The sequence below is a fragment of the Calothrix anomala FACHB-343 genome (assembly GCF_014696435.1).
Taxonomy (GTDB): domain Bacteria; phylum Cyanobacteriota; class Cyanobacteriia; order Cyanobacteriales; family Nostocaceae; genus Aulosira; species Aulosira anomala_A.
This window is the reverse complement of sequence record NZ_JACJQG010000005.1, coordinates 103,788-130,219: the sequence shown is the minus strand read 5'-3', so window position 1 is coordinate 130,219 and position 26,432 is coordinate 103,788. Positions and strand designations below refer to the sequence as shown.

The 26,432-nt window shown below is 42.0% G+C and carries 18 protein-coding genes; 9 read left to right on the top strand and 9 right to left on the bottom strand.

Annotation, left to right across the window (positions count from 1 at the left end):
• The first annotated feature begins 30 nt into the window (after positions 1-30).
• From H6G08_RS04115 to H6G08_RS04105, 4 genes are all read left to right on the top strand, one after another.
• Positions 31-1,125, top strand: coding sequence for a phosphotransacetylase family protein (locus H6G08_RS04115; RefSeq protein WP_190539008.1), 1,095 nt, complete (start codon positions 31-33; stop codon positions 1,123-1,125).
• A 91-nt stretch (positions 1,126-1,216) separates the two neighbouring features.
• A complete protein-coding gene (locus H6G08_RS38055) occupies positions 1,217-1,348 on the top strand; it encodes a hypothetical protein (RefSeq protein WP_277877797.1) in 132 nt (43 codons plus the stop codon).
• Entirely contained in the window at positions 1,323-1,826 is a 504-nt protein-coding gene (locus H6G08_RS04110) for a DNA recombination-mediator protein A (RefSeq protein ID WP_096645971.1), read from the top strand. The genes H6G08_RS38055 and H6G08_RS04110 overlap by 26 nt, the downstream gene beginning before the upstream one ends.
• 258 nt (positions 1,827-2,084) lie before the next feature.
• Positions 2,085-2,576 carry a YajQ family cyclic di-GMP-binding protein gene (locus H6G08_RS04105; RefSeq protein WP_096645972.1) on the top strand — a complete coding sequence of 164 codons (492 nt, stop codon included), beginning with the start codon at positions 2,085-2,087 and terminating at the stop codon, positions 2,574-2,576.
• A gap of 687 nt (positions 2,577-3,263) precedes the next feature.
• On the opposite strand, the gene H6G08_RS04100 is transcribed toward H6G08_RS04105, so the two are convergent.
• Positions 3,264-3,728: a hypothetical protein gene (locus H6G08_RS04100; RefSeq protein WP_096645974.1), complete on the bottom strand. Its 465-nt coding sequence runs from the start codon at positions 3,726-3,728 to the stop codon at positions 3,264-3,266.
• Between the two features lie 522 nt (positions 3,729-4,250).
• Here H6G08_RS04100 and H6G08_RS04095 point away from each other — a divergent pair.
• Complete coding sequence (locus H6G08_RS04095) at positions 4,251-4,952, top strand: tetratricopeptide repeat protein (protein ID WP_190539007.1); 702 nt, start codon at positions 4,251-4,253, stop codon at positions 4,950-4,952.
• A 155-nt stretch (positions 4,953-5,107) separates the two neighbouring features.
• On the opposite strand, the gene H6G08_RS04090 is transcribed toward H6G08_RS04095, so the two are convergent.
• A complete protein-coding gene (locus tag H6G08_RS04090; RefSeq protein WP_190539006.1) occupies positions 5,108-5,521 on the bottom strand; it encodes a slr1601 family putative cell division protein in 414 nt (137 codons plus the stop codon).
• A 369-nt stretch (positions 5,522-5,890) separates the two neighbouring features.
• Entirely contained in the window at positions 5,891-5,989 is a 99-nt protein-coding gene (gene psaM, locus H6G08_RS04085; protein WP_373462038.1) for a photosystem I reaction center subunit XII, read from the bottom strand.
• A 188-nt stretch (positions 5,990-6,177) separates the two neighbouring features.
• On the opposite strand from psaM, the gene H6G08_RS04080 reads away from it, so the two are divergent.
• Positions 6,178-7,443, top strand: coding sequence for an FGGY-family carbohydrate kinase (locus H6G08_RS04080; protein WP_190539062.1), 1,266 nt, complete (start codon positions 6,178-6,180; stop codon positions 7,441-7,443).
• 359 nt (positions 7,444-7,802) lie between these two features.
• Here H6G08_RS04080 and srmL read toward each other — a convergent pair whose 3' ends face one another.
• Positions 7,803-8,816, bottom strand: a complete 1,014-nt coding sequence (gene srmL, locus H6G08_RS04075; RefSeq protein WP_190539005.1) for a PheS-related mystery ligase SrmL — start codon at positions 8,814-8,816, stop codon at positions 7,803-7,805.
• A 130-nt stretch (positions 8,817-8,946) separates the two neighbouring features.
• Positions 8,947-10,464, bottom strand: a complete 1,518-nt coding sequence (locus H6G08_RS38645; protein WP_390625554.1) for an ATP-binding protein — start codon at positions 10,462-10,464, stop codon at positions 8,947-8,949.
• Between the two features lie 842 nt (positions 10,465-11,306).
• Here H6G08_RS38645 and H6G08_RS04065 point away from each other — a divergent pair.
• Both H6G08_RS04065 and H6G08_RS04060 read left to right on the top strand, forming a co-directional pair.
• On the top strand, positions 11,307-18,299 hold the full coding sequence (locus tag H6G08_RS04065) for an SPM autocatalytic domain-containing protein (protein WP_190539003.1): 6,993 nt from the start codon (positions 11,307-11,309) through the stop codon (positions 18,297-18,299).
• Positions 18,300-18,617: 318 nt separating this feature from the next.
• The gene (locus tag H6G08_RS04060) at positions 18,618-20,126 is read left to right on the top strand and encodes a cellulase family glycosylhydrolase (RefSeq protein ID WP_190539002.1); all 1,509 of its coding nucleotides are present in this window, start codon (positions 18,618-18,620) and stop codon (positions 20,124-20,126) included.
• On the opposite strand, the gene H6G08_RS04055 is transcribed toward H6G08_RS04060, so the two are convergent.
• From H6G08_RS04055 to H6G08_RS04040, 4 genes are all read right to left on the bottom strand, one after another.
• Positions 20,127-20,273, bottom strand: coding sequence for a hypothetical protein (locus H6G08_RS04055; protein WP_190539001.1), 147 nt, complete (start codon positions 20,271-20,273; stop codon positions 20,127-20,129).
• A gap of 168 nt (positions 20,274-20,441) precedes the next feature.
• On the bottom strand, positions 20,442-21,416 hold the full coding sequence (locus tag H6G08_RS04050) for an N-acetylglucosamine kinase (RefSeq protein WP_190539000.1): 975 nt from the start codon (positions 21,414-21,416) through the stop codon (positions 20,442-20,444).
• Between the two features lie 109 nt (positions 21,417-21,525).
• Entirely contained in the window at positions 21,526-22,788 is a 1,263-nt protein-coding gene (locus tag H6G08_RS04045; protein ID WP_190538999.1) for an AmpG family muropeptide MFS transporter, read from the bottom strand.
• 42 nt (positions 22,789-22,830) lie between these two features.
• Positions 22,831-23,256, bottom strand: a complete 426-nt coding sequence (locus H6G08_RS04040) for a GxxExxY protein (protein WP_190538998.1) — start codon at positions 23,254-23,256, stop codon at positions 22,831-22,833.
• A 62-nt stretch (positions 23,257-23,318) separates the two neighbouring features.
• On the opposite strand from H6G08_RS04040, the gene H6G08_RS04035 reads away from it, so the two are divergent.
• Complete coding sequence (locus H6G08_RS04035) at positions 23,319-26,321, top strand: valine--tRNA ligase (RefSeq protein ID WP_190538997.1); 3,003 nt, start codon at positions 23,319-23,321, stop codon at positions 26,319-26,321.
• Positions 26,322-26,432 lie beyond the last annotated feature (111 nt).

The window sequence follows — 26,432 nt, the reverse complement described above, 5'->3', positions numbered from 1 at the left end:
CTACTTCCTTTTGAATTTAGGAGTGCATGTGTGCCAAAATCCGCGAAATATTTGCTGATCGGATCGACTGAGACTTATAGCGGTAAATCGGCTACAGTTTTGGGTTTGTCTCATCAGTTAAAGCAAACAGGACTGGATATCTCCTACGGCAAACCTTTAGGTACAACTTTTAATGTATCTGTAGGTAACGTTTTTGAGGAAGATGTCCAGTTTATTGCCCATAGCCTTAACTTGAGCGAAAATCGGGTGACACCGACAATGTTGGCTTTGGATGAAGTAACTGTGCAAAAACGCTTGCTTGGCGAAGATAAAACTGATTATCAACAGTCCTTAATCCAGCAATATTTGCCCGTATCTAGGGGGGATTTGGTGTTGCTAGAAGGGCCTGGAGATTTAGAAGAAGGTAAGTTATTTAACTTATCTTTGCCACAAGTAGCTGAAGTATTAGACGCAAGTGTATTGTTAGTAGCACGCTACAAATCTTTGCTTTCAGTTGAACCTCTATTATCTGCCAAGCAACGTATAGGCGATCGCTTAATCGGCGTTGTTATAAATGATATTCCTAACGACAAATTAGAATCTGCCAGAAATGTGTTGCGGCCGTTTTTAGAACAGCAAGGCATTCCTGTGTTAGCAATGCTACCAAAAAGCGACTTACTCCGCAGCGTCAGCGTTGGGGAACTAGTGAAGCAGCTAAAAGCTGAAGTTCTCTGTCGTAGCGATCGCTTAGATTTAATGGTGGAAAGTTTAGCCATTGGGGCGATGAATGTAAATTCTGCTGTCAAATACTTCCGCAAACGCCGAAATATGGCAGTAGTCACCGGAGGCGATCGCGTCGAGATTCAGCAAGCAGCCCTAGAAACTTCTACCCAATGCCTGATTTTAACAGGACAACTACCACCACCTGCGTTTATCCTCAATCGTGCTGAGGAACTAGAAATTCCCATTTTATCCGTTGATTTAGATACCCTCACCACAGTAGAAATTGTCGATCGCACCTTCGGACAAGTGCGCGTCCACGAACCAATCAAGGTAGAGTACATTCGTCAGTTAATGAGCGAGCATTTTGACCTAGAACGCCTGTTATCTAAACTCGGCTTAAGCCCAGCTGCCGCTTTACCTTAGCCAGCCTGAGGGGGGAAGGGGGACAAGGAAGACAAGGAAGACGATTGTACAGACGCGATTAATCGCGTCTCTAATCAATGCCCAATGCCCAATGCCCAATGCCCAATGCCCATTAACAATATCTAACGGAAGTAAGCTTCGCACTTACACGCTGTTTGGTAAAATATCTTGGTCGTTTCATCTCATGATGTCCATCTTTGAGTCAGTCAATAGACCTTATTAACCTCGATACATTAGCGCAAGAACTGGCGACAATCCAGCAAACAGGTTCTAAACGAATTGCCTTGCTGGGTTCCCGTCACGTTCCCATTACGCACCAAAATCTTATTGAAATGATGACCTATGCCTTAGTTTTATCAGGCAACCGGGTGATCACTTCTGGAGCTACAGGTACCAATTCTGCCGCTATTAAAGGCGCAATGCGGGCTGATCCTAATTTGTTGACGGTGATTCTACCCCAAAGCTTAGAACGCCAGCCCAATGAATCGCGTCAGCAGCTAGAACTGGTAATGCACCTGGTAGAAAATCCGAGTAACGATAATCTGTCCCTTGCTGAAGCGAGTTACATTTGCAACAAAGAGATTGTTTCTCGTTGTCAGCAACTTATTTGCTTTGCGTTTCACGACAGTCGCACTCTGCTGCAAACTTGTAAAGATGCAGAAGAACAAAGAAAAGTGGTGACGCTTTTCTACTTTGACTAGCGTGAGGCTGGGTCGGCATGAGTTTAGTTACTAAAGCAAAACTACAGATTGTTTATGGGTGATAGGTTTCGCTAATTGCCCATAAACGACAATTAATGGTATTTTATGGATTTGGTTGATGACGTAATGACATCCGCCTATTTTGCTGCGCTTTTTTAGGCGATCGCAAAGGAGGAATAGAGGATAGGCTAGTAATTACCGATTTACCCATCCCCCATCCCTATTTCAAATCCAACAATAAAAATTCAACGCTGCGCTATGGCTTCTAATTATTCCTTTGACATTGTGAGTGACTTTGACCGACAAGAAATGGTCAATGCTGTCGATCAAGTTGTACGAGAAATCAAAGGCCGTTATGACCTCAAAGATACTGCGACTACTGTTGAGTTAGGTGAGGAAAGTATTGACGTTAATACGGACAGTGAGTTTACTTTAGATTCTGTACACGGTATTCTGCGAGAAAAAGCTGCTAAACGAAATCTTTCTCAGAAAATTTTTGATTTTGGCAAAGTTGAATCCGCTAGTGGTAACCGCGTGCGCCAAGAAATCAAACTTAAAAAAGGTATTAGTCAAGATACCGCCAAACAAATTTCTAAATTGATTCGAGATGAATTTAAAAAAGTTCAAGCTTCGATTCAAGGTGATGCTGTGCGGGTAACTGCTAAATCTAAAGATGAATTGCAAGCTGTAATTCAACGCTTGAAACAAGAAGATTTACCTGTAGCTTTGCAATTTACAAATTATCGTTGAATCATCTTGATTTTATGCTTTAACTCTTTATAGATCCCCGACTTTTTTAAGAAGTCGGGGATCTATAGTAAATTATGACTTTTTAAAACTAAAGCTTTTGCGTAAAAATTCCAGGCTTTTTACTGCTAATCTCACGATAAATATTTTCGATAATTTCTCAAATTTGTAGTTAAACAGTAAATCCATAATTTCATGAATATTCAAAAATTTTAAATAGCTAAAAGATACTCAATTCCCGTACCGCTATGGAATACAGGTTGAGTTTCGCCTTTATTATAAATAACTGCTCTTGCTGGGCCAGTTGCATCAACTACAACGTTTACTGCAACTTTTACTTCTCCTTCTTTTCTAGATTTAAAAACGAGAATAGTTTGCTCTTCTAACTCTTCTTTTCTGAGGTAAAGATAACCCAGCCAAACCTCTCCACCGTTGGCTTTGACTTCATTGGCTAAGAGGATGTTTTAAAAGTCAAACTGAGAGGTTGTTTGAAAAGTTGTTGGCTGTATCTTCATACTAATCGATCCCCCCTACCCCCCTTAAAAAGGGGGGAAATACAATCAAAGTCCCCCTTAAAAAGGGGGATTTAGGGGGATCTAAAACTTTTTGCTACCAACGAAAGGACTTTTAAAACCTGCAAGATAGCCGACTTCTTGAAGAAGTCGCGGATATAATAAACTTGATTAAATGTTACAGAACTTTATGAGTGTGGGAATGTTGTTTAACGTTATCATCCTTAGTCACGACCCTAGCAGCATTTAACACGCGCTTGCGTTCAATAGAGTAATTTAACTCTGTGTAGGTTGTACCCAAGGGAATAAGAGATTTTGTCACTTCACGGCGCTTATAGGTACGTGCTGCTGCAAATAGTCGGGTGACAAACTCATCTGCAAATTGAGCCGATTCTGGGAAGTTGGTTGGTGTTGAGAGTTGATCCCCATTCAGGATAGAGCCTAAATTTGTGGCTAAAGCAAATTTATATGAAGTGGGAATTCCTTTCATAATTGCTTCTAAAGCTGCTGAGGGTATGGGTTCAATTACTTCGACTTGATGGATTTCACCATCTTCCTTCACAAAGCAGGTTGCCAAGCCAAGCACAATGTAATCGTCAGCAGTTAAATCGGGAGACTCAGGGTAAGAAATTGCAACTGTCATAAGAAAATTTTCTCAAAACTTAAAAGTCAGATTAAGGAACTAGCAGATGGAACCGTTAGATGCGAATCTATAAAGAGGCAAGGCAACGGGGATCAACCTCATAATCTCAAGCTAAGATATTCGCACCTGAATTGTTGTTTTTCTTGACGGTTTTCGTCATTTGCTTGAGAATAATTGCTCCAACAGGAAAACAGGGTTACCCATTCTGAGCATTGCCTTGTTCCTTGGTGCGCTGCGTTATATCTCATCAACGGCTTGTTGGCATTCTACCAAGTTGTCGCTCTCACTACTTGACTACTCTGGGAGATTGATATTTGCTTTTTCTGGAATTTAACCTGGGGATGAGGTATCTATGATGAGATTGGATCGTTAATTGTTTGTATGAGATAAAGTTTTTCTATGGTTGTGGTTGTAATTATTAAGTAATTATAGACACCCTAAGAACTGACATATCCGACCAACTAGCAGCACAATAATAACTATATTTTGATTTCAAAAACCAAGTATATACGGCAGGACAGTATGAGTAATAACTCCTATCTAGCTTTTGGAGATAAGCAAAACAACTTATGCGATTTAGTATCAAATACAACTAAAAATTTTAGAGATGATTTAGATCTAGAAGATAGCGATTTACGCTCATGTGCTTTGAGATTGGCGCAGAAAGGTGATTATAGTCAAGCGATCGCGCTTTTAAGCCAACTGATCCGCCGTCACCCGCAAAACGCGATTGATTACAACAATCGCGGGCTGATTTACTTTCAAAGCGGCGAAACCCAAAAGGCTTTTTGTGACTACAACACAGCACTACAAATTAATCCGGCTTTGGCTAGTGCTTATAATAACCGCGCCAACTACTACGCTGCTTGTGGCAAATTAGCCGCAGCGATCGCTGATTACGATCGGGCGATTGATTTAAATCCTAGCCATGTCCGGGCACGCATCAATAGAGGCATCACCTGGCGCGAATTAGGGCAATATGAGGAAGCAATTGAGAATTTTGATGTCGCCCTGCTTTTTGGGCAGCTAGAAGGTCATATCTGGGCTGAGAGAGGCAGAACTTATCATCTTTGGGGCGATTGGAATTGTGCGATCGCTGATTATCGTCGTGCTTTAACTCAACTCCCCCAACGAAAAGATGCTCCTGGTTGGCGCTTACGCAGACAATTAGAAAATTGGTTAAACGAACTGCTATCTCCTGAACATCCTGATTCTCTAATTTAGTCCGGCTTAGGACTGGTAAATCTAAATTATGAGTAGAGTATAGCGACCCTGTATAACTAATTGCGAATAAATGTTAATTAGTGTAGCTTGGCGACAATAACTATAACTGAAATATCATCCTGTTGACTGTTGACTGTTGACTGTTGACTTGTACTTTAAGGTGATGACTCAGATTGACTAGTAGTTTCTGTTTCATCTGGATTCATAATGACGATTTGACGCTGAGACGGGTCAACTCGGTAGCTTTGTTGTTGCATAATAGATTTCGTCTGGGAGGGATCGAAGTTGCGATTAAATTTTGCTTGTAAAGCATTGACACGCCCTTCCATCTGCTTGATTTCAGTCCGCATTTCTCGCAATTTATCTTGCTGTAACCAGTGATAGGGCAAAAGTTGCATCAGTGCGGAAACTGCTGCTGCGGATATTGCCAAATTCACTGCTATCTTGGCTGTCGCTTCTATAGCCATGACTTGATGCGATCGCTGACGCAAATGACGCTTGGGGCGAGGTGTAACCCGGCGTTTCTGGATCGGTTGTACCGGCAGACTTGATGGTTGAATAGCGTTCATGATGGTAAAAAAGACCTCATAAATTCAAGCAGAACAGCGTGATACCAATTCAAAATTCAAAATTCAAAATTCAAAATTCAAAATTTAGAATTATGAAAGCTAGAGAACGCAAGGGTTTACCACTGCGTATCTGTTGCATTCTTGGTGCAAATTGGTAATAAAAGCCTACTTATTATAATTACGGCTTGATTTAGCTGCCATATTACTTCATTTTTTGCAAATTGCTACAGGTGTATCTTTGCAAAAAAAGAAACCTGGCATACGTAAGTATCCGGAGTTCAACACTTACTCGCCTCAAGCAAAAAGTGTCGATTTTGGTTACTCACTCATGCCAGGCTTCTTAGCCCAACAACTGTGTCACACTCTGGCTTATTTGTAAAGTTCTGTAGCTAAACGCCAAGCCAAAACGCCTGGAATCAAGGCTACGACCAAAGCGATGTACACTTGAGTATCTGAGAGAGATGTCACAGCAAACAAGAGACTGTTGGATATAGGCATGGTTGGAAACCTCCTAAACTCAATGCATTTTAAATTAGTTCGTTTACTACTTTTCACTGTTTTGCGAGGTTAGGGGAACATCTTGTTACAAGATGCAACAAAAGCCGCGATCGCTCAGTAGTGATTCGTTATTCTTTTTAAAGAAAATATATCAATCTATGGATTTTTTTCTGGGGATCGATTTTGGGACATCTGGCGCTAGGGCGATTGTCATTGACGCTGCGGCTAGTATCCAGGCAGAAATGCGGTTTCCTTGGGAAAATTCCCCTGATTGGCTAGATGTATGGCAAAAAGCTCTATGGGGGCTTTTAGAGGCGATTCCCGAACCACTGCGGCGAGAAATTAAAGCGATCGCGATTAATGGAACTTCCTCCACTGTTTTGTTAACAGACGCGACTGGTAAGCCTGTAGACGCGCCCTTGCTGTATAACGATCCACGGGGATCGGTGATGTTAGAACAGTTGAAAAGCTTCGCGCCGGAAAATCATACGGTAGTCAGCGCTACTTCTAGCCTCGCCAAACTTCTGTGGATGTCACAATTGCCAACATTTAGCCAAGCTAGATATTTCCTACATCAAGCGGATTGGCTCGCATTTCTGCTGCATGGACGCTTAGGTATTAGCGATTACCATAACGCCTTAAAACTGGGTTACGACGTAGAAGAGTTAAAATACCCAAAATGGCTAGAAAATTTGCAAATTCCGATTCAGTTACCAGAAGTTTTACCCCCAGGTACACCTATTGCTGAATTACAGCCAGAAATTGCCGCTCAATTTGGTTTACGCCAAGATTGTTTAGTTTGTGCGGGAACGACAGATAGTATTGCGGCTTTTCTCGCCAGTGGCGCAAAATCGCCAGGGGAAGCGGTAACTTCCTTGGGTTCGACATTGGTATTAAAACTCTTGAGTCGCACTCGCGTTGAAAATGCGCGATATGGAATTTACAGCCATCGTCTAGGCGATTTGTGGCTAACTGGCGGTGCTTCTAATACTGGCGGTGCGGTATTACGGGAATTTTTTACAAATGCTGAGTTAGAAAGCTTGAGTCGGGAAATTGATGCAAATACAGCCAGCGAGTTAGATTATTATCCCTTGTTAAAACCAGGCGATCGCTTTCCGATCAACGATCCCTATTTACCCCCACGCTTAGAACCACGCCCAGATAATCCCAGAGAATTTTTACATGGGTTATTAGAAAGTATTGCTCGCATCGAAACAAGAGGGTATGAATTGTTACAGCAAATGGGCGCAGATAAGTTACAGCGCGTTTATACGGCTGGTGGTGGTGCAGCAAATAATACTTGGACAGCGATTCGCGGAAGGTATTTGCAAGTTCCTGTACTTTCATCAGCACAGACAGAAGCAGCCTATGGGACAGCGCTTTTGGCGATGGGACAAGGAGGACAAGGGGGACAAGGAAGATAGGTGTTTGTAACTTGACGCACATTATAAAAAAATCTTCTCCCAAGGGGAGACGCTGCGCGTTGGCGTTTTTGGCGTCTTCTCTGCGAGACGCTGCGCGAAGGCGGTTCAATAGACCTCTTGCAAAAGTTCTAATTTTCTCATTCTTCTCTGCGTCTGGTGCGGCTCTGCGTGAGCTTTTCAAACTCCTAATCAACACAGAGACAATATTTATGCAATAAGTCTAATTAATTAAGCTTTGTGGTAATTTGTGCGTATTCTCTTCTCTCTGTGTTCTCTGCGCCTCTGTGGTTAGATCAATTTATTATTGAACCGCAGAGGACACAGAGAGCGCAGAAGAAAAAACAGAGACGACGAATAAATTAATCGCCTTGATGAATTCGTTGATAAACCAAATCTCGAAGATTATTTGCAGTTTGGTTAGTAATAGATGCGTAAAGACTCCTCAGTGTCATTCGCACCAGCAAATTTTTTTGATGAGATTGGATACCTAAACGTTTTCTTGCTGTTTGTGGAAGTTGCTGGTAAGAAGTTTCGCTTAATATTTCCACCGATTCTAATATTTCTGCTTCATTTCCTAACACTTGTAGTATCTGTTCACAAATATCTTCTAAATCAGTATCTATCCCGGTGACAATAGACATATCTCGGCTGATACTTGGTTTATTAGATACCTGAATATAGGTTTCCAGGTTCGTCATCTGGGCAGCTATTGGGGGATGGGTGCTTCGTAGCAAGCGAATGTCATCTATCCCTTTTACTAACATCACTAAACGATCTAATCCCCAACCAGATGCTAAACCTGTATAACCAGGTTTCAGTAAATTCGGATGAATTTCTCCGCATTCTCCTATTTCAATCCAGTTACCATTAACTAATACTTCAATTTCTAAACCATTGCAGGTATATGGGTGTGATGTTTCATTTAAGCGATAGGAAACATTTGGAAGAATGGCGTTGATAATAACAGTAATTAGCTGAATTAAAGCTTCTCTAGCTAATTTTTGATGTTGGCTAATTAACCATACATCCATTTGATGAGGTTCGCCAACATGACGTTTATCAACCACATCCCGACGGTAACAAATACCAGGATGGAGAATGAGTTGTTCCCCTTGTAAGTGAGGAAGTAACTCTGGCATGATGACAGTGGTGTGAGTTCTCAATAGCCTACCGTCGCTGAGGTAACGGGTGTATTTGGGGGAACGAGATAAACTTTCTTGCGGAATATACAGCTTATCGTAGTTATTGGCGATCGTAGTGATGGGAGAGGAACGCCAAATTGTGGGTTCGGGATAACCGGATGCTTGCAGAACTTCGGCTATTTGGTAGACGATAATATTAATGGCGTGAATTCCATTAGCTGGGTTCGTCAAATCCGGCTTGAGAAGTCCAGGTGGTTCATTTTTTGCCTCTCGCGAGATTGTTTGTAATACAAATGTAACATAAAATGTGACTTAGGAAAATATTGCCAGAGAAAATAATAGGGAACAGATAAAATAGATATTATTTTTGCACTTGTTGGTGAATGGGAATCTGAATAACAAACTCTGTTCCTTCTCCCAGGGTAGAAAAACAAGTGAGCTTACCACGATGTTTTTCGGTAATAATTTGATAACTGATAGACATACCCATACCTGTACCTTTTCCTACAGGCTTGGTTGTAAAGAAGGGATCGAAAATGCGTTGCTGAATATTTTCGGGAATACCAACGCCGTTATCAGCGATCGCAATTTCTACCCACTGACTATCAATAACTGATGTGCGAATGGTAATCTGGCTGGGTTGGGCTTTAATCTCTGCAACAGTTCGCTGACTATTTTGTTCTTCCATTGCATCGATGGCATTGGATAAAATATTCATAAACACTTGATTGAGTTGTCCAGCATAGCACTCAACTTGGGGTAAATTACCATAGTCCTTAATTATTTCAATTGCTGGATAAGGCGATCGCGCTTTGAGGCGATGTTGTAAAATTAGCAGCGTGCTATCGATACCTTCATGAATATCAACCGTTTTAAAATCGGCTTCATCCATGCGCGAGAAGTTACGCAGCGATAATACAATCTCACGAATGCGATCGGTTCCTATTTTCATTGAATTCAGGATTTTCACCAAATCCTTCTGCAAAAACTCCAAATCCATTTCTTCCGCTTCCGCTTGGATTTCTGCTGGAGCCTTGGGATAAAACTTCTGGTAAAGTCGGATAAAAGCTAAAAGACTATTTGCATAATCTTCCAAATATGTCAAGTTTCCGTGAATAAAATTTACTGGGTTATTAATTTCGTGAGCAACGCCAGCTACCAGTTCTCCCAAACTGGACATTTTTTCACTTTGCACCAATTGTAACTGAGCTTTTTGGAGATTATCTAAGGTCAGTTGCAATTGTTGGGTTTGTTCGCGCAAACGAGCTTCTGCTTGCTGTAATTCTGCGATAGACTTTTCTTTCTCTTGCGCATCAGATTTCATTTTTTGCGCTAGCTGATGTCCATAAAACGTCACGCTAGCAACCATCAGTAGCATTGCACCTGCGATCGCAAACTCATAATATCGAAATACATTAGCAGCTACCTTTTCTTGCTGCAAAAGCTGCTGCTGAATCTGGCTGACATTACGGCGAAAAATCGCCAGTGCTTTATTGACTTTATGATATTGACGATCCATTGTCGCCATGCGTTTACCAGCCATTTCCGGCTGATTCTCGCGAAAATAGGAAAAAATGAGTTTGGCTTCAGCTACCATTTCCGTGGTTGCTGCTTGTACTGAATCCAAGTCTTTGAGCAACTTTTCTACCTGTGCTGGATCTACTTGAGTTTGTAGCTCTTGTTTAATGCTGTTAAATTTCTGCTCAAAGTTATCTTTAGCAGTTGCTAATCTCTTAGATTCTAAATTCACATCTTGAGAATCAAAAACATCATTCCCTGGTGCATTAACATCTGCTAAAAGTTGACCTAATTCAGAATATCTTTCCAATCGCACAGCCCACTCATGATTTACCACAATGGATTGAGTATAGATGTCCATAATTTTGTGGTTAAGGTATAGGCTGCTGGATACAGTTAGGAGGTCAAAAGCTGCCAGAGCATAGTAAATATATTGCCACTTAGCTATTGAGAACCATTGTACAAAAGTGGGAAACTTTTTTTTCAGAAATATTACTGACGTTGGCATGGGGATTCAATATCTGGCATATCAAGATTAGTTATAAGTAATCCAAAAGAATTCTGCACACACGTATGTTTTTAGTCTAAATAAGGGTTTAAAGTTTTATTTTTTTGTATAAAGTGTGTGAGAAATTCTACTGTAATACTTATGATTAATTCTTCCCCAACTATCTCTGAGATGAACACAAATCCTCTCTGTGTACTCTAACTTGAAAATAGCGTTGACTGTTGACTGGGAAAAGAAATTTTCATGTTTGGCTGTGAAATTTTTTCGTGAATGGCTAACTTGAAAAAGTATATTGTACTGAGTAAAAAATCCTAGTTATTTGTACTTAGCCCCTAGCCCTTTTTTAATATCTTTTGGTGTACGCAGTTCGTGACGGCTACTTAGACGATAGGAAACACCAGGAAGAATTCCCTGGATAATAACAGTAATTAATTGAAAGGCGAATTTCTGAAAATTACTTATTTTTAATGTAAAGATTGTGTAAAGCCGTACTTGGAATGAGTGATTTTACATAAGCCGTTGTATAGTAACTTAAGTAAATAGTCAAAATTGTAACCAAGAAGTCTGTCAGCTTCTTGTAAATTTCCCTGTATAAATTTTGCATACTTGAGCGGATTAATTTAAGGAAGACTCCACGAAGTGGGGCTATTTTGCCTACTCATTTGTTTATTTACTGATTTAAATAAGGAATTGACATGAGTACAACCGTTCGCTATGAATATATTTCGCCTGGTGTAATTGATGTCATCGATGCAACTGGTGCTAAAACCAGGATGAATTTTACCAGCACCGGACAAATTCAAAGTATCCAAGACCCTTTAAACAGAGCTACAAATTTTACCTACGATACCAACGGCTATCTCAGCCAAATTACTGCCCCAGGTAACACAATTTATAAGTATTCCTATGATTCCCAAGGACGCTTACTCAGTCAAACCGACCCTTTGAATCAAAGTGTTAGCTTTACCTATGGTGCAAACTCCGATTCTCCAACTAAAGTCACAGACCAAAAGGGTAATGCACTTCAGTATGCTTACAACCGTTATGGGGAATTAACGGGAATTACTTATACAGATGGGAATTCAGAAACCTTTACTTATGACCGCAATGGTAATCTGATTGAAGCTAAAGAGCGTAGCGGTGATGTTTTTAAATACACCTATGACGCAGCAGGACGAATTACGCGCAAAACCTTTGATGATGGCAAGTTTGAACAATATACTTACGATACAAAAGGTAATTTAGCATCAGTAAGCGATGTTAATAACAGAACAACTTTATTGGTATATGATGCTAACAACCGGTTAACTAAAATTACCTACCCAAATAGCCGCTTTCTAGAATTTGCCTACGATACCCAAGGTAGGCGCACTCAAATGAAAGACCAAAGCGGATTTACTAGCAACTATATTTATGACGCTGATGGTCGCCTCTCAAAATTAACCAATGCCAGTGGTGCAACGATTATTTCCTACAACTATGATACTGTTGGGCGCTTGTCACGGGAAACTAATGGTAATGGCACTTATACAACCTATGCCTACGATAATGCAGGGCAGGTAACGAGCATTATTAACTATGCATCGAATAATTCGATAAATTCTTCATTTGCTTACACCTACGACAGTTTGGGACGGCAAACAGGTGTAACTACACGGGATGGTACTTGGGCTTATACCTACGATACTACGGGGCAGCTAGCAAGGGCACGATTTACTTCGACTAATACGAGTATTGCTAATCAGGATTTACAGTATGTCTACGATGCAGCAGGTAATCGCATTCAGACTATTGTGAATGGGGTGACGACTAATTACACGACTAACAACCAGAATCAATACACTACTGTTGGCGGTGCGACTTATACATACGATGCAGATGGGAATTTAACTAAGGTTGTTGATGGAACTCGCACTTGGACTTATACATATAACGATGAGAATAAGTTGATTGGTGCGGTGACTCCAGAAGGGACATTTAGTTATGAGTATGATGCTTTTGGGAATCGGGTTGCGTCAGTTCAAAATGGTCAGAGGACAGAATATTTAATTGACCCCTTTGGGTTGGGTGATGTTGTTGGGGAATATAACGGTAGTGCAGCAACTAACTACGTTCATGGGATTGGTTTAGTTGGTCGTTTTGCTGGAAGTAATGCGGCTTATTATGATTCGGATTTGTTGGGTTCGACAGCAGGACTAACGAATTCTACGGGTAGTTACATAAATCGTTATGCTTATCGCCCCTTTGGAGAAAATTTACTGACAACAGAAGGTGTTGCTAATTCTTTTGAGTATGTTGGGCAATGGGGGGTCATGGATGAAAGCAATGGGCTTGACTTCATGCGAGCAAGATTTTACAAAACTAACATGGGACGTTTTACAAGTGCAGATCCCTTGTTGCTCACTTCAGGTGATTTAGTCACTTACAATTATTCTTATAACAATCCAATTAATTTTGTTGATATTGATGGAAACATTCCAAGAAGCATCAGAAAACCCTTGAATAAGATACGATATAATATTAAAAGGTCTATTATACCAGAGACACATCCTATAGGAAATAAAGCTAAAACTTTTCCAGATTTAGGATTGAAAAATCGAACATTTAAATCACTTAAACATATTCATTTGGGTGACGTTCATGTAATTCTTGATAAACAATTTTATCAAGCAGCTGGAAATAGAGCTATTCTTAGGTACGCAGCTAAAGGCGTACTTAGAGTTTTAGGACCATATGGTCTTGCTGCTTATTCCTTGTGGGAAATTTATGATAATTGGGATGAAATAGCTGATTTTCTAAAAAATTTATTTCCCAATCTCAACCCAGATCGAGATAATTGGGAGCAAGCAAAGCAGACAATCTCTCCCCTTGTTTTTGATTTAGATGGTGATGGAATCGAACTCATATCTTTAGAGAAATCAAACGCCTTCTTTGATTTAGATGCAGATGGATTTGCGGAAAGAACTGGTTGGGTACAAAGTGATGATGGATTGTTAGCTTTGGACAAAAATGGTAATGGAGTAATTGATGATATCACTGAAGTTTTTGGAAACTCAACAACAGATGGTTTCATAATTTTGAAACAACTTGATAGCAATAATGACAACTTAATTGATAGTAGAGATAGCCAATTTGCTAATCTTCGAGTTTGGAAAGATGTAAATACAGATGGGTTTACGGATTTTGGCGAACTCAAAAGTGTAACTGATTGGAATATTCAATCAATCAGCCTCAATTATCAGGCTGTTAACCTGATAAATGCAGGCAACCGTATTAGCAGCATCAGCACTTATACCCGTACTAACGGTATAAGTCAGCAAATTGTTGATGTGTGGTTTGCTCTTGACCAGGGAGATACATTTTATAATCTCGATTATCAACTAAAGGAAGAAGCTTTATTCCTTCCGACCTTGCGTGGATATGGAGAGCTACCAGACCTCTATATAAGTTTGAGTAAGGATTCAACTCTGCTCAACATGATGCGAAGTTTGGTATTTTTGAGTATAAATAACTTTCAACAGTTTCACGCTCAGTTTACAACCCAGCTAGAAGCACTTCTTTTCCGTTGGGCAGGTGTAGAAAATATTGTTCCAAATAGCCGTGGTATTTACATTGACGGTCGTAAGCTAACTTTCTTAGAAGTTTTTTTTGGAGAAGCATTTAATCAAAATGGATGGGGAGCTAATCCTGGTCCTCAAGCTTCCAATATTTTGGACAGCATTTGGAGTAACTTGTTTCGAGAAATGTTGGGGCGTTTACTTGTACAAGGTCAAATGCAGAACTTTTTCCCCGAAACTGTCTTTAATTTAGCAAGTGATACCCTTGAAACTAGTTCTAGCCTTGACACAATTTTAAATAGCTTAAGAACGAATGCACCCACGAATTCTGGACAAGCAATTTTATATTGGAACTTCGCAGTTACCGCCTTAGATGCTTTCGAGGGTAGATTTAATCTTTCTCAAGAAGATTTTGACGCTCGCATCGCTCAAGTTTTGGCAAATGCGGGATTTTCTGGATTCCTCAACACTCTTCGCCAAGCGGATTTTCTCCAAGCGTTTGCTAATGTCACCTTTGGCACATCTGGTAATGACACTATCAATGGCACCACTGGAAACGACCAAATTAATGGCGCTGCTGGCAATGACACAATTTCTGGTGGAGCCGGAAATGATATTTTGGATGGGGGTATTGGCAATGACCGTATCGATGGTGGTGATGGTAATGACACTATCAAAGCGGGATTTGGTACGGATACCGTTGATGGTGGTAACGGTCAAGATACCCTAGAACTGGATTTATCCGGGCAAACAGCAAACCTCACCATCACTAACCCCCTTAACGGTGGCACTTTACCAGGTATCGCTTCAGCAACAAACATTGAATTTCTCAAACTCACAGCAGGTAGCGGTAACGACACTATCACCCAAGCCACTACCATCAATGGCAGTATCTTCCGCAGTAATGACATATTTAACGGTGGTGCAGGAAATGACATTATTAATGCTGGGTTGGGTCTTAACGACCAAGTAAATGGGGGTTCTGGTGTTGATACCCTGATTCTTAATTATTCCGTTAATGATGTTGGCAATCAAATGCAATTTACCATTGCTGGTAGTAATGGTAACGGTTTTTCTGGCAGTGCAGGAAGAACTGCAACTACTGGAGGTTGGCTGGATTCGATTAGCTTTACAGGCATTGATCGCTTTAACATTACAGCAACTCGCAACGCCGATACTATTGATGTTGGTGGTACTAACAGCATAATTAATGCTGGCGATGGTAATGATACTGTCACCCTTAGAAGTCTAGGTTTTACAGCTGATGGTGGTGCAGGTACAGATAAGCTGTTGCTAAATCTTTCGGCTCAAACCACCGACGTTAATATCACCGTTACCCCATCTGGAATTACCACTCCTGGTTTTACCAACTCGATTACCAATTTCGAGTCTATTTCACTAACCAATACAGGTAGCGGTAACGATGTGGTCAATCTCAGCGCCACTGTTGGCGATGGAGGTTATTGGAATTATGGTAGCGAAGTCCGACTGGGTGCTGGCAATGATTCGGTAATCGGCGGCACTGGTACGGATGCATTTTATGGAGAAGCCGGAAATGACACCCTCGATGGTGGTGCAGACCGCGATCGCCTGGAAGGTGGTGATGGCAATGATATTTTGCGTGGTGGTGCAGGCGATGATAATGGAGAACGGCTGGCCGCTGGTGTTGTTTATGGCGGACTCTACGGTGGTGCTGGTAATGACAGCTTAGATGGTGGTGCTGGCAATGACTATCTAGATCCAGGTACTGGTGTTGACACAATTATCGGTGGAACTGGTAACGATGTCCTCAACCTTGACTTATCAACCCGAACAACTGCTGTCACTGTCAGCTATACAAGTACCGCTAGTGGAACCGTTACAGGCGGCACAACTTTCCGTGAAATTGAGCAACTTTTCCTGAAAACAGGTAGCGGTAACGATGTAGTTAACCTGGCTGCAAGCGTTGGCGATGGAGGTTATTGGAATTATGGTAGCGAAGTCCGACTGGGTGCTGGCAATGATTCAGTAATCGGCGGCACTGGTACGGATGCATTTTATGGAGAAGCAGGAAATGACACCCTTGATGGTGGTGCAGACCGCGATCGCCTTGAAGGTGGTGATGGTAACGATATTTTGCGCGGTGGTGCAGGCGATGATAATGATGAGCGACTGGTTGCTGGTGTGAAATACGGTGGTCTTTATGGTGGTGCTGGTAATGACACCTTAGATGGTGGTGCTGGTAACGACTATCTCGACCCTGGTAGTGGTGTTGACTCAGTAATTGGTGGTTTGGGTAACGATGTCCTTAACCTTGACCTATCAACCCGAACAACTGCTGTCACTGTCAGCTATACAAGTACTGCTAGCGGAACCGTTACAGGCGGCACAACTTTCCGTGAAATTGAGCAACTTTTCCTGAAAACAGGTAGCGGTAACGATGTGGTTAATCTCAGCGCCACTGTTGGCGATGGAGGTTATTGGAATTATGGTAGCGAAGTCCGACTTGGCGCTGGCAATGATTCGGTAATCGGCGGCACTGGTACGGATGCATTTTATGGAGAAGCCGGAAATGACACCCTCGATGGTGGTGCAGACCGCGATCGCCTTGAAGGTGGTGATGGTAACGATATTTTGCGCGGTGGTGCAGGCGATGATAATGATGAGCGACTGGTTGCTGGTGTGAAATACGGTGGTCTTTATGGTGGTGCTGGTAATGACACCTTAGATGGTGGTGCTGGTAACGACTATCTCGACCCTGGTAGTGGTGTTGACTCAGTAATTGGTGGTTTGGGTAACGATGTCCTTAACCTTGACCTATCAACCCGAACAACTGCTGTCACTGTCAGCTACACAAGTACCGCTAGTGGAACCGTGACTGGCGGCACAACTTTCCGTGAAATTGAGCAACTTTTCCTGAAAACAGGTAGCGCTAACGATGTAGTCAATCTCAGCGCCACCGTAGGAAGTGGCGGTAGCTGGAATTACGGTAGTGAGGTACGTCTTGGCGCAGGAAATGATTCGGTAATTGGTGGCACTGGTACGGATGCATTGTACGGAGAAGCCGGAAATGACACCCTTGATGGTGGTGCAGACCGCGATCGCCTTGAGGGTGGTGATGATAATGATATTTTGCGCGGTGGTGCAGGCGATGATAATCGGGAACGGCTGGTTGCTGGTGTTGAATACGGTGGTCTTTATGGTGGTGCTGGTAATGACACCTTAGATGGTGGTGATGGCAATGACTACCTAGACCCTGGTACAGGTGTTGACTCAGTAATTGGTGGTTTGGGTAACGATGTCCTTAACCTTGACCTATCAACCCGAACAACTGCTGTCACTATCAACTACACAAGTACTGCTAGCGGAACCGTGACTGGCGGCACAACTTTCCGTGAAATTGAGCAACTTTTCCTGAAAACAGGTAGCGCTAACGATGTGGTTAATCTCAGCGCCACCGTAGGAAGTGGCGGTAGCTGGAATTACGGTAGTGAGGTACGTCTTGGCGCAGGAAATGATTCGGTAATTGGTGGCACTGGTACGGATGCATTGTACGGAGAAGCCGGAAATGACACCCTTGATGGTGGTGTAGACCGCGATCGCCTTGAGGGTGGTGATGGTAACGATATTTTGCGCGGTGGTGCAGGTGATGATAATGATGAGCGACTGGTTGCTGGTGTGAAATACGGTGGTCTTTATGGCGATGCTGGTAATGACCAGCTATTTGGCGATGCTGGTAATGACTGGCTTGCTGGAGGTGCAGGAAACGATACTCTAACCGGAGGTACTGGTATTGACAAATTTGTTTTCGATATCGGAACAGCTTTTACCACCAGCGCAATGGGAAGCGATCGCATTACCGATTTTGTTACAGGTACAGACAAAATTGTCCTTGACAAAACCACCTTTACTGCACTCACCACCTCTGCTGGTTCTAATCTCAACGCTAGCGAGTTCGCGGTAATTAACGAATCTACTAACGGCGCAACGGTAGCTGGTGCCAGCATTGCCCGTATGGTCTTTAACCGATTTAATGGCGATTTATTCTATAACGCCGATGGTGCAACATCAGGTTTAGGTTCCGGTGGATACTTCGCAACTTTATCAGGAGTTACAACTCTGTCTACAACAGATATCTTGTTACAAGCTTAAGGTGCGCAAATGAAACGTGTCACCAGACTAAAAATTTATCAGAGTCTGGTGACAGTATGAAAACACAAATCTTCATCCAAAGTGGTAACCACTGGATAGAAGCAAGCGCTGTGAGGCGTTTCAAATTCTCTTTTCCCAGCCTGATGACTAAATCAATTTACAAACCACAGCGATCGCATTCCTAATCCGTATTTCCTTGATTAGAGGAAGAAAAAAATCCTGAATAAAATCGTTTTTTGCCAAAAAAATCAGTATTTTTGGGTGGATATAATCAATTTTAAATATCTATTAGTTCCAGAAAAATAGAAAGGAATTCTCATGCGAAAATTCATATCAACTTTAATCCTAGTTATTGTTGCACAACTGATATTTTTTGTGTCGCAGATAACATTGTTCCAACCTACTAATGCTCAACAAAGTAGTAGCAAACTCTATGGAGTGCATGAGTTTAATATTGCCAAGCAGGCTATACATAATTTACCAGAGCGAATTAGTTTGATTCAGCAAGTAGGAGCAAAGGTAGTTCGTTTGCCAGTAACTTGGCATTTAATGGAAGGACAGCAAAAAGGAATAACTCCGCAATGGTTCTGGGATGAACTAGATGCAGAAGTGTCTGCTGCGGAAAAAGCAGGACTAAAGCTGATTATTGAATTGGGACAAACACCTTGTTGGGCTTCATCTGCACCGAATAAACAACGATGCACCGAGCCTAATTACAATGATTACTTGTTATACCCACCAATTAAATACACTGACTATGCAGATGCGATCGCTAAACTTGTGCAACGTTACCGCAGTCGGGTTTACGCTTGGGAAATATGGAACGAACCCAATCTTAAAGGAAATTGGAAACCACTTGGCTCTCGTCCCCTAGCAATTAACGACTTCCAAAATTCATTTATTAATCTTCAGGGTGCATGGCAATATACAAACCTTGTTAAAGCATCCTATAACAAGATTAAAAGTGTTGACCCTAATGCTGTAGTGTTAGCTGGTGCAATTGCAGCTGGAGATGTTGATTATGTAAATGAAATGTATAAGGCTGGTATCAAAGGTTATTTTGATGCACTCTCTATTCATCCTTACACTGGCACTTATCCTGTGGGTCAGACAGATTCTAAATATAGTAGAAGTTACGGGCCAGACGAATGCCCTACCGGAGTAGAGTCAGCAAAGCTTTGGTGCTTTAAGATTGGTGTCGAAAGAATACGACAAGCCATGCTAAATCAAAATGATAATAAACCTATTTGGTTTACTGAGTTTGGTTTTAGCAGTACTGAAGGATGGAAAGCGAGTAATCCTGACCTTGAAATTGGATGGAATGGTTCCGGTCTGAATGGTCAAGCCGAACATTTGCGAAAAGCTGTTGAGTTAATTAATAACTGGAGTTATGTTCCAGTTGCTTGCTGGTATCAACTAGTTGATAGATACGCTCGTAATGACCGAGAAGGTCGATTTGGTCTTTTTGATATCAACGGTAAAATTAAACCTTCAGGTCAGGCTTTTAAGCAACTTATGAGTACAATAAAACCAGTACTTATCTCGCCAAAAGGTCAAATTACAACAAATCCACCTGTCTTTTCTTGGCAAGCAACACCAGGAGCTACAAGTTACAAACTTTGGGTTAACGAGTATAGCAGTCCTAATGTTCCTGGTAAAATTAACCGTGACTTTACCCCAACACAAGCTAATTGTGCTAGCAGTAATACTTGTAAAGTCAGTCCTGGGGTACGTTTTGCACGAGCTAGCGCAGAATGGTGGGTAACAGCAAATTACAGTAATGGTAGTTCTCAACTAAGCGATAGCGCCACATTTGTAGTTAAGTAATCACCGTAGGGAGATATACTGTTGTCCTTTGTGAATCCCCCGCATCACTGCCAGTAGTCTGTCTACTTTTGTAGTATTTAAGACATAAATATTTGCGCCTGCTCGCAGTTTCCAATAGATGTCTTCGTCGCCGTCGTAGGTTGTCATATCAGGACAATCATTCAGAGCATCGCCAAACGAGAGCGCAAATGGAAGCGATCGCTTCTGAGCCTGGGGTGGTTCGTTAAAAATTGTTACCTACTTACAGCCGATTACAACTTGGTGAGGGACAAATTATTGTAAGGGCTAACGACCGTTCGCCCCAAAGCGTACAACTCATTTACCTGAAATATGCTGTAACTTCTGCAAAGCCAATAAACCCGCACCATAAGCAGGTTCATGCTTGGGAAATATCACTTTTACTTCGGGAAAATTCTGATTGAGAGAAGCTGTAAACCTCTGATGCATTTTCGCTTTACCAGTCCACACACTTCCCGTAGTCACTACTTCTAAAACAGGGCGATCGCTAAAAAGCGTATCAATAACTGTGGAGGTAGCGACAACTAAATATTGTACGGCATCATCAATAATTTGATTAGCGACGCGATCGCCTAAAGCTGCGGCTAAATCAACAATTTCTGCTAAAGCGGCGATTTCTGTTACACCCCAACCCCGACGATAGATTAACTCTACTAAATTTTCTAAATTGGATAATTCGAGATACACTTTAAAAATATCTATCAAACTAGTAGGCATTCCACTACCATCGTAAGCTTTTAATGCAGCTTGCACGCCTGCGATCGCAATTCGATAAGCGCTACCTTCATCACCTAAAATATATCCCCAACCACCAACACGCTTAGTTATTCCTTGATGATTGCGTCCAAAAACTATCGAACCAGTACCTGCGGCGGTGACAATTCCCACGCTATTACCAGTACCGCCAACTAAAGCAATTAAAGCATCGTGACAAATCAAAATATTATTTGTAGGTAATGCCCAGTTTATAGGCAGTAATTGACTATTTTGTAAGTCTTTAACTACACTTTTGATAACTTCAATATCTTCTTTACGTCCTACACCAGCTAAACCTAAACAAATTGCATTAATTGTTATCGGCTTAGTAATATTTACGGCTTTATCTGTTGCCGCCATGATAGCAAATTCAATTGATTGTTTAGCTGTAGCAATACCGATACTTTGATAATTAGATGCGCCAGCTTCACCCCGACTCACAACTTGGCGATTTTCATCCATCAAAACACAAACGGTTTTGCTACCGCCGCCATCAATTCCTAAAACGTAATTCATGGATAAATTCAAAATTCGCTATTTTATTGGTTGAAGAAAGGCAGAGGGCAGAGGGCAGAGGGCAGAAGTTATGAAAATCTATTTTTTGACATCTGCCTCGTTTTTTCTTTTAACTGGTGGGAGGTTTGACTGGTTCTTGTAAGGGAATGAAAAAGATAGTAATCATTCCGGGAATCGTCAGCAAACAGACCAAAATAAAAAATAATGGATATCCCACTGCTTGTTGAATTGTACCGCTAATTGCCCCCGGTAACATCAAACCTAAAGCCATCAGTCCCGTAGATATGGCGTAATGAGAGGTTTTATATTCGCCTTGGCAGATATACATTAAATATACGCTAAAGGCTGTAAAACCTAGTCCATAACCAAATTGTTCTAAAGAAACTAGGGGATAAACTAATGTGAGTGATGGTTTCGCATAGGCGAGATATACATAAAATAAGTCCGGTAAATTCAACGCTAAAGCCATTGGAAACAGACATTTTTTTAAGCCATAGCGGGAAATTAACATTCCGCCTAAAATGCCACCAATAATTAAAGAGAGTACGCCAAATGTTCCGTAAATTAGTCCAACTTGTTCTGTAGAAATAGCCAAACCACCTTTCTCTAATTTGTCTAAGAGAAATAACGATGCTACTTTGACAAGCATGGCTTCACCGAATCGGTAAAGTAAAATAAATGCTAAAATTGCTAATATTTTTTCTTGGCGAAAATAGGTTTGGATAATATCTAAAAAAGGTATTTTTTCAGCTTGGGCTTGTCTTTGTCTGGGAATATCTGATTCCGGCCAAGGTAAAACGAAGCGGTGAAAAATAAACAGAATCGCAAAAATGACGGCGGAAAAGCCGATCGCGATCGCCCAACTTAAAGGAATATTATTGAGTGTGGTTTCTAAGCGTCCAGCTAAAACGACTAACAAGCCGCTACCAAATAATACAGCAATGCGATAAAACAGCGAGCGAATACCTACAAAAAAGGCTTGTTGTTCGGGACTTAATGCCAACATATAATAGCCATCGGTAGCTATATCATAGGTGGCAGAAATAAATGCGCCGACTGTTAAGGCTGCTAAGGAGATGAAAAAGAAATTGGGTAGTTGTAAGGATAAGGCGACTAACGTTAAGCAGCAAAACATGGCAAATTGGGTGACAAGTATCCATGTTCTTTTGGTGGCGTAAATATCGACAAATGGCCCCCAAAACATTTTTAGTACCCAGGGGAGGTAGAGAAAGCTTGTCCAAGCGGTGATTTGGTCGTTGTCGATGCCGAGTTTTTTGTAGAAGATGACGGAAACGCTGCTGATGAGAACGTTGGGGACACCTTCAGCGAAGTAGAGGGTGGGAATGTATGTCCAGGGGGAACGGGTTTTCATGGAATTAACGAACCGCAGAGGCGCAGAGGGCACAGAGAGGAGTTAAGAAGATAGAATAATACGTTTAATGCCGTCTTTGAGGAGATGGACGTTAAAGTTTATGAGGAGGGCGAGGGAACAATTAGTAATTTTTAGGTATGAGAGTACTTTTGCTTCATGGATTGGGGCTAAATTCTGGACAGCTTTTAATTCTAAGACGAGACAATTAGCAACCAGAAAATCTAATCTACTTGTACCTACTTCATGTCCTTTGTAAGTAACTGTTACCGACTTCTCGCATTCATGAGGTATCCCACGGGCTAAAAATTCTACAATCAACGCCTCCTTGTACACCTCCTCCAAAAACCCTGGCCCCAATAGCCGATGTACCTCAATCGCCGCCCCAATCACCTCACCAGTCAGCGAAGTCATTCTCCTCTCTAATTCTCTTCTCTCTGTGTTCTCTGCGCCTCTGCGGTTCATTTCCATAAATCCCTCTCCAACCCTGTGGCAAAATTTATTAGAGTCCTTCCAAACGTATTTTTCCCCGCATGACCGCAACTATACCTAATCTCCCAAGTCTCTACGAACCCTTCTCCACAGAAGCCAAATGGCAAAAATTCTGGGAAGAAAACCAAATTTATAAAGCCGATCCCAATCGCGGCGGCGAACCTTACTGTGTTGTTATCCCCCCACCAAACGTCACCGGTAGTTTGCACATGGGACACGCCTTTGAAAGCGCGTTAATTGATGTGCTGGTACGCTATCACCGGATGCAGGGACGCAACACTTTATGGCTACCCGGAACTGACCACGCCAGCATCGCTGTACATACCATGCTGGAAAAGCAACTCAAAACTGAGGGTAAAACTCGCTATGAGTTGGGGCGCGAACAATTTTTAGAACGCGCTAAACAGTGGAAGGCGGAATCCGGCGGATTTATTGTCAATCAGCTGCGCCGCTTGGGTGTGTCGGTGGATTGGTCGCGGGAAAGATTTACCCTGGATGAGGGTTTATCGCAAGCTGTGGTGGAAGCGTTTACTCGTCTCTATGAGGAAGGCTTAATTTATCGCGGTGAATATTTAGTTAACTGGTGTCCTGCTTCTCAGTCGGCGGTGTCGGATGTGGAAGTAGAAAACCAAGAAGTTAATGGTAATCTCTGGCACTTCCGCTATCCCCTCAGTGATGGGTCTGGTTATGTCGAAGTAGCAACAACTCGACCAGAAACAATGCTGGGCGATACTGGGGTGGCTGTTAATCCTAGTGATGAGAGATACAAGCATTTAATTGGTAAGACGGTAACTCTGCCAATTACACAACGGGAAATCCCGATTATTGGCGATGAATTTGTCGATCCGACTTTTGGTACTGGTTGCGTCAAGGTGACTCCCGCCCATGACCCGAACGATTTTGAAATGGGTAAGCGTCACAATTTGCCGTTTATTAATATTCTGAATAAAGATGGAACGCTGAACGCAAATGCGGGTGAGTTTCAAGGACAAGACCGCTTTGTAGCGCGAAAAAATGTGATTGCCCGCCTAGAGGCAGATGGCTTTTTAGTCAAAGTAGAAGATTATAAGCATACTGTTCCTTATAGCGATCGCGGAAAAGTCCCCATCGAACCTTTACTATCTACTCAGTGGTTTGTGAAAATTCGCCCTTTAGCTGACCGGGCGCTGGAATTCCTCGACCAGAAAAATTCTCCCGATTTTGTCCCCCAACGCTGGACTAAGGTTTATCGCGATTGGTTAGTCAAGCTCAAAGATTGGTGTATTTCTCGTCAATTGTGGTGGGGTCATCAAATCCCCGCTTGGTACGCTGTCAGCGAAACAAACGGACAAATCGCCGATAATACTCCCTTTGTCGTCGCCAAAAATGCTGAGTCAGCATGGGAGAAAGCCAAAGCACAATTTGGCGAAAATGTCCAGCTTGAGCAAGACCCAGATGTATTAGATACTTGGTTTTCTTCAGGATTGTGGCCGTTTTCCACATTAGGCTGGCCGCAACAAACCCAGGATTTAGCAACTTATTACCCTACGACTACCTTAGTGACAGGCTTTGACATTATCTTTTTCTGGGTAGCCAGAATGACGATGATGGCGGGTCATTTTACCGGACAAATGCCATTTAAAGACGTTTACATCCACGGGTTAGTGCTGGATGAAAAAGGTCAAAAAATGTCGAAGACCAAAGGTAATGGCATTGACCCCCTATTATTAATAGATAAATATGGCACTGATGCTCTACGTTATACCTTAGTTAAGGAAGTCGTCGGTGCAGGTCAAGATATCCGCTTGGAATATGACCGGAAAAAAGATGAATCGCCATCAGTGGAAGCTTCTCGCAACTTTGCCAATAAGTTGTGGAATGCGGCGCGGTTTGTGATGATGAATCTGGACGGACAAACACCGCAGCAATTAGGTGAACCCATAGCCACCGAATTATGCGATCGCTGGATTCTTTCGCGCTACCATCAAGTAATTAAACAAACCAGTAATTACATCGATAATTATGGTTTAGGTGAAGCAGCAAAAGGATTGTATGAATTTATTTGGGGTGACTTTTGCGACTGGTATATTGAACTGGTGAAATCTCGCCTGCAAAAAGATGCAGATCCAGCATCGCGACGAGTAGCACAGCAAATCCTCGCTCATGTTTTAGAAGGAATTTTAAAACTGCTTCATCCTTTTATGCCTCATATTACCGAGGAAATTTGGCAAACTCTCACCCAACAACCAGCAACTACCCCTCAAACTATATCCTTACAAACCTATCCCCAACTGAATACGCAGCAGATAGCGCCAGAAATTGAGACTCAGTTTGAGCTTTTGATTGATACCATCCGCACTATTCGCAATTTACGCGCCGAAGCCGAAATTAAGCCAGGGGCTAAAGTCACGGTAAACTTCCAAAGTGAAAACCCAACAGAACGTCAAATCTTGACTTTGGGACAAGCCTATATTAAAGATTTGGCGAAGGTGGAGACTTTAACCATTGCGGATAAGTCTAATCAGGCTACAGTTACTCCTAAAGAATCTGTTAGGGGTTTAAAAACCATAGGCTTAATTATTGTGGCGATTGTGTTTACTCGGTTGGCTTACACTGTTGGCTATGCAATTGATGAAGTTCCTATCTTTGGAACCTTCTTTGAAATTGTCGGTTTAGGTTACACAGCTTGGTTTGCTAGTCGCTATTTACTTTCAGCGTCAGCGAGAAAACAGTTGTGGACAAAGTTATTCCCACCTACAACAAAACAAGCGCCACAAGCAACACCGCAACCTGAATCAGCCGAAAATTCTATTGCTGGTGTTGTCGGTACAATCCAAGTTGTCATTCCCCTCAAGGGTGTAGTGGATATTGAAGCAGTGCGCGCCAAGCTAGAAAAAAGCCTCAGCAAAGCTGAAGCAGAAGCTCAATCTCTCACTAGCAGATTAAGCAACCCTAACTTTGTTGATAAAGCACCAAAAGATGTAGTCCAAACTGCGCGAGATGCTTTAGCAGAGGCGCAAAAACAAGCGGAAATTTTACGCGATCGCCTGCGTAGTTTAGTATAACTGCAAGAAGTAATGGGTAAATTAAACATAGTTACCCATTACTTCTTGAAAATCCTGAAGATTGGAAGACATTGAAGCTTTCTGCAAAGCAGTTAAAGAAAAGTAGCGACA

Coding starts and splice junctions, on each gene's coding strand:
- H6G08_RS04080 (WP_190539062.1), top strand. CDS start 6,178: ATGGATTTTTTTCTGGGGATCGATTTTGGGACATCTGGCGCTAGGGCG.
- H6G08_RS04090 (WP_190539006.1), bottom strand. CDS start 5,521: ATGAACGCTATTCAACCATCAAGTCTGCCGGTACAACCGATCCAGAAA.
- H6G08_RS04055 (WP_190539001.1), bottom strand. CDS start 20,273: ATGACAACCTACGACGGCGACGAAGACATCTATTGGAAACTGCGAGCA.
- H6G08_RS04095 (WP_190539007.1), top strand. CDS start 4,251: ATGAGTAATAACTCCTATCTAGCTTTTGGAGATAAGCAAAACAACTTA.
- H6G08_RS04035 (WP_190538997.1), top strand. CDS start 23,319: ATGACCGCAACTATACCTAATCTCCCAAGTCTCTACGAACCCTTCTCC.
- H6G08_RS04050 (WP_190539000.1), bottom strand. CDS start 21,416: ATGAATTACGTTTTAGGAATTGATGGCGGCGGTAGCAAAACCGTTTGT.
- H6G08_RS04045 (WP_190538999.1), bottom strand. CDS start 22,788: ATGAAAACCCGTTCCCCCTGGACATACATTCCCACCCTCTACTTCGCT.
- H6G08_RS04065 (WP_190539003.1), top strand. CDS start 11,307: ATGAGTACAACCGTTCGCTATGAATATATTTCGCCTGGTGTAATTGAT.
- H6G08_RS04040 (WP_190538998.1), bottom strand. CDS start 23,256: ATGGAAATGAACCGCAGAGGCGCAGAGAACACAGAGAGAAGAGAATTA.
- H6G08_RS04060 (WP_190539002.1), top strand. CDS start 18,618: ATGCGAAAATTCATATCAACTTTAATCCTAGTTATTGTTGCACAACTG.
- H6G08_RS38645 (WP_390625554.1), bottom strand. CDS start 10,464: ATGGACATCTATACTCAATCCATTGTGGTAAATCATGAGTGGGCTGTG.
- H6G08_RS04100 (WP_096645974.1), bottom strand. CDS start 3,728: ATGACAGTTGCAATTTCTTACCCTGAGTCTCCCGATTTAACTGCTGAC.
- H6G08_RS38055 (WP_277877797.1), top strand. CDS start 1,217: ATGCCCAATGCCCAATGCCCATTAACAATATCTAACGGAAGTAAGCTT.
- H6G08_RS04105 (WP_096645972.1), top strand. CDS start 2,085: ATGGCTTCTAATTATTCCTTTGACATTGTGAGTGACTTTGACCGACAA.